A 3,322-nucleotide genomic window follows, 5' to 3' on the forward strand; every position below is an offset into this window, starting at 1 on the left:
CGCTGGGGGACTGGCTCGACGAGCGGTTCCCGCCGCACCGCCCGCGCCCCGCCCGCAGTCGCCTGCTCGTGCTCGCCGGCCCGACCGCGGTCGGCAAGGGCACGGTCGCGGCACGCATCCGCGAGACCCATCCTGAGATCCACCTGTCGGTGTCGGCGACCACGCGCGCGCCGCGTCCGGGCGAGGTCGACGGGGTGCAATACTACTTCGTCGACGATGCCGAATTCGACCGCCTCATCGCCGACCAGCAGCTTCTCGAGTACGCGGTGGTGCACAACAGGCACCGCTACGGCACGCCGCGCGGTCCCGTCGACAGCGCGCTGGCCGAGGGGCGGACGGTGCTGCTCGAGATCGATCTGCAGGGCGCCAGGCAGGTTCGGGCGGCCGAGCCGTCGGCATCCCTCGTCTTCCTGCTGCCGCCCAGCTGGGACGAACTCGTGCAGCGGCTCGTCGGCCGCGGCACCGAGGATGCCGAGGAGCGCTCCCGCCGGCTGCGCACCGCCCGGGTCGAACTGGCCGCGCAGAACGAGTTCGATTACCTCGTCGTGAACGCCGACGTCGCCACCGCGGCCGAAGAGGTCGTAGAATTGTCCACAGACTCTGCGCGTCGCTCGGCTCCCTGAGCTCTTCCGACCGCGTGCCGCATCGATTTCGCGACAGCTCGTCACTCCCGACGCCCGTCGCCAGACCAGGAGGTCCACCATGGCCGGACACAACAACGGCATCATCGACCCGCCCATCGACAACCTTCTCGAGCGCGTCGACTCGAAGTACGAGCTCGTGATCTACGCGTCGAAGCGCGCACGCCAGATCAACGACTACTACTCCGACCTGCACGAGGGCAATCTCTTCGACAACGTCGGGCCGCTCGTCGACTCCTCGGTCGAGGACAAGCCCCTCACGATCGCCCTGCACGAGATCAACGAGGACAAGCTGCGCATCCGTCACGCTGAGTGATCGCCTTCGCACTGTGAGCCGCCGACGTCCTCATCGGGATGTCGGCGGCTTCATGCACACTGGCGTCGAGCCGTCACCGGCTCCGCCCCACGACCCCGCTTTGGAGCCCCGATGAGCGCGCTGCGCCTGTTCACGTCCGAGTCCGTCACCGAAGGACACCCCGACAAGATCTGCGACCAGATCTCCGACAGCATCCTCGACGGGCTGCTCACGGTGGATCGGGACTCGCGCGTGGCCGTCGAGACGCTCGTCACGACCGGTCTGGTGCACGTCGCCGGTGAGATCCGCACCGAGGGCTACGTCGACATCCCGACCATCGTGCGCGACGTCGTGAACGGCATCGGCTACACCTCGAGCGACACCGGCTTCGACGGCTCGTCGTGCGGTGTCAGCATCTCGGTCGGCGAGCAGTCGACCGACATCGCGAACGGCGTCGACCAGGCGCAGGAGCAGCGCGACGGCGGATCCACCGACCCCCGCGACCTGCTCGGTGCGGGCGACCAGGGCATCATGTTCGGCTTCGCGACCAACGAGACCCCGCAGCTCATGCCGATGGCCGCGTGGACGGCGCACCGCATCGCCGAGCGCCTCACCGAGGTGCGCCGCTCGGGCGAACTGGCGTTTCTGCGCCCCGACGGCAAGACGCAGGTCACGCTGGGCTACGACGGCTTCACGCCGAAGACCGTCGACGCGGTCGTGCTCTCGACACAGCACCACCCCGACATCTCGCAGGACGAGCTGAAGCAGCTCGTGCGCGACGTCGTCATCGACCCGGTTCTCGAGCAGACCGGCCTCGACCTTGCCGACGACCTGAAGTACTACATCAACCCGGCCGGCCCCTTCGTCACCGGCGGGCCGAAGGGCGACGCCGGCCTCACCGGCCGCAAGATCATCATCGACACGTACGGCGGAGCCGCCCGTCACGGCGGCGGTGCGTTCAGCGGCAAGGACCCGTCGAAGGTCGACCGCTCGGGTGCCTACGCGATGCGCTGGGTCGCGAAGAACGTGGTCGCGGCGGGGCTCGCCGACCGTGCCGAGGTGCAGGTCGCGTACGCCATCGGCGTGGCGCGCCCGGTCGGGCTGTACGTCGAGACGTTCGGCACCGGCCGCGTCTCGGAGGAGACCATCACCGAGGCGATCTCGCAGGTGTTCGACCTGCGCCCGCAGGCCATCATCGAAGAGCTCGACCTGCTGCGTCCGATCTACGCGCAGACCGCCGCCTACGGGCACTTCGGCCGCGAGCTGCCCGACTTCACCTGGGAGCGCACCGACCGCGCCGACGACCTGCGTCGCGCAGCCGGCCTCTGAGGGCCCGGTGTCCGAGGCTCGTCCCGAGCGGGCGGCGCTCAGCCCGGGGGAGGGGCGCCGCATCGCGCGGGTGCTGATCGACTCACCGCTGCCGCAGCTGGACAGGCTGTTCGACTACGCGCTCCCCGACGAGCTGGGCGAGGTCGTGCCTGGCGTGCGCATCAAAGCGCCGCTGCGCACCGCCGGCCGTGTCGTCGACGGGTTCATCGTCGAGATCGACGTGGAGCCGGATGCGTCCCGCACGCTCTCCGAGATCGACAGCGTCGTCTCGCCCACGGTCGTGATGCCCGACCGCCTGTACCGCCTCGCGCGGCGCGCGGCGGACCGCGCCGCGGGGTCGGCATCCGACGTGCTGCGTCTCGCCATCCCGAAACGGCAGGTGCGGGTCGAGAAGGCGTGGACGCCGTCCGACGAGACGATCGAGCTCGATTCGGATGCCGTGACCCGAGCGCACGAGATCATCGCCCGCTACCAAGGGCTCGCCGAGGTGATCGCGCAGTCGGGTCGGGCGGCGGTCGAGGCCATCCCCATCCAGATCGGCTCCGAGCCCGGTTGGGCGGGGCTGCTGGCCGCCGCTGCCGCCGTGGAGCTGGCGGAGGGCCGCTCGAGCATCCTCGTGGTGCCCGACTACCGCGACCAGGATCTGCTGCTCACCGCGCTCGAGCGACTCGTGCCGGCAGCGGCTGTCGCACGCCATGACGCCAGGCAGGCGAACCCTGACAGGTATCGCGCCTTTCTGCGCATGCTCGACGACGCGCCCTGCATCGTGGTCGGCAATCGCTCGGCGGTCTACTCGCCGGTGCGTGCGTCGCTCGTCGCCATCTGGGACGACTCCGACCCGCTGCTCGCCGAGCCGCTCGCGCCTTACGTGCACGCGCGCGACGCGGCGCTGATCCGGCAGGAGCAGGAGGGCAGCGCGCTGCTGCTCGTCGCGCACACCCGCTCGACCGACGTGGAGCGCCTCGTGCAGCACTCCTGGCTGCGCGACATCACCGCCGCGCGGCGCGTCATCCCGAACGTACGCCTGAGCACGCCGCAGGAGCTCGAGCGGACGATG

Annotated in this window: 3 protein-coding genes and 1 pseudogene; all 4 read left to right on the forward strand. The window is 70.3% G+C overall.

Translation table 11 applies throughout. From position 1 onward, the window contains the following. A partial coding sequence (gene gmk, locus RT309_RS14345) for a guanylate kinase (protein ID WP_313358127.1) occupies nucleotides 1-623 on the forward strand: 623 nt, incomplete at its 5' end. Nucleotides 624-702: 79 nt separating this feature from the next. Beyond that, nucleotides 703-957, forward strand: a complete 255-nt coding sequence (gene rpoZ / locus RT309_RS14350) for a DNA-directed RNA polymerase subunit omega (protein WP_313358129.1) — start codon at nucleotides 703-705, stop codon at nucleotides 955-957. Nucleotides 958-1,068: 111 nt separating this feature from the next. After that, entirely contained in the window at nucleotides 1,069-2,265 is a 1,197-nt protein-coding gene (gene metK / locus RT309_RS14355) for a methionine adenosyltransferase (RefSeq protein WP_313358130.1), read from the forward strand. 7 nt (nucleotides 2,266-2,272) lie between these two features. After that, nucleotides 2,273-3,322: pseudogene (locus tag RT309_RS14360) on the forward strand (primosomal protein N'); the annotation flags it as partial.

Source organism: Microbacterium sp., assembly GCF_032084865.1.
Lineage (GTDB): Bacteria > Actinomycetota > Actinomycetes > Actinomycetales > Microbacteriaceae > Microbacterium.

Excerpts from the sequence above, each read along its gene's own strand:
- rpoZ (WP_313358129.1), top strand. The coding sequence starts at position 703 with ATGGCCGGACACAACAACGGCATCATCGACCCGCCCATCGACAACCTT.
- metK (WP_313358130.1), top strand. The coding sequence starts at position 1,069 with ATGAGCGCGCTGCGCCTGTTCACGTCCGAGTCCGTCACCGAAGGACAC.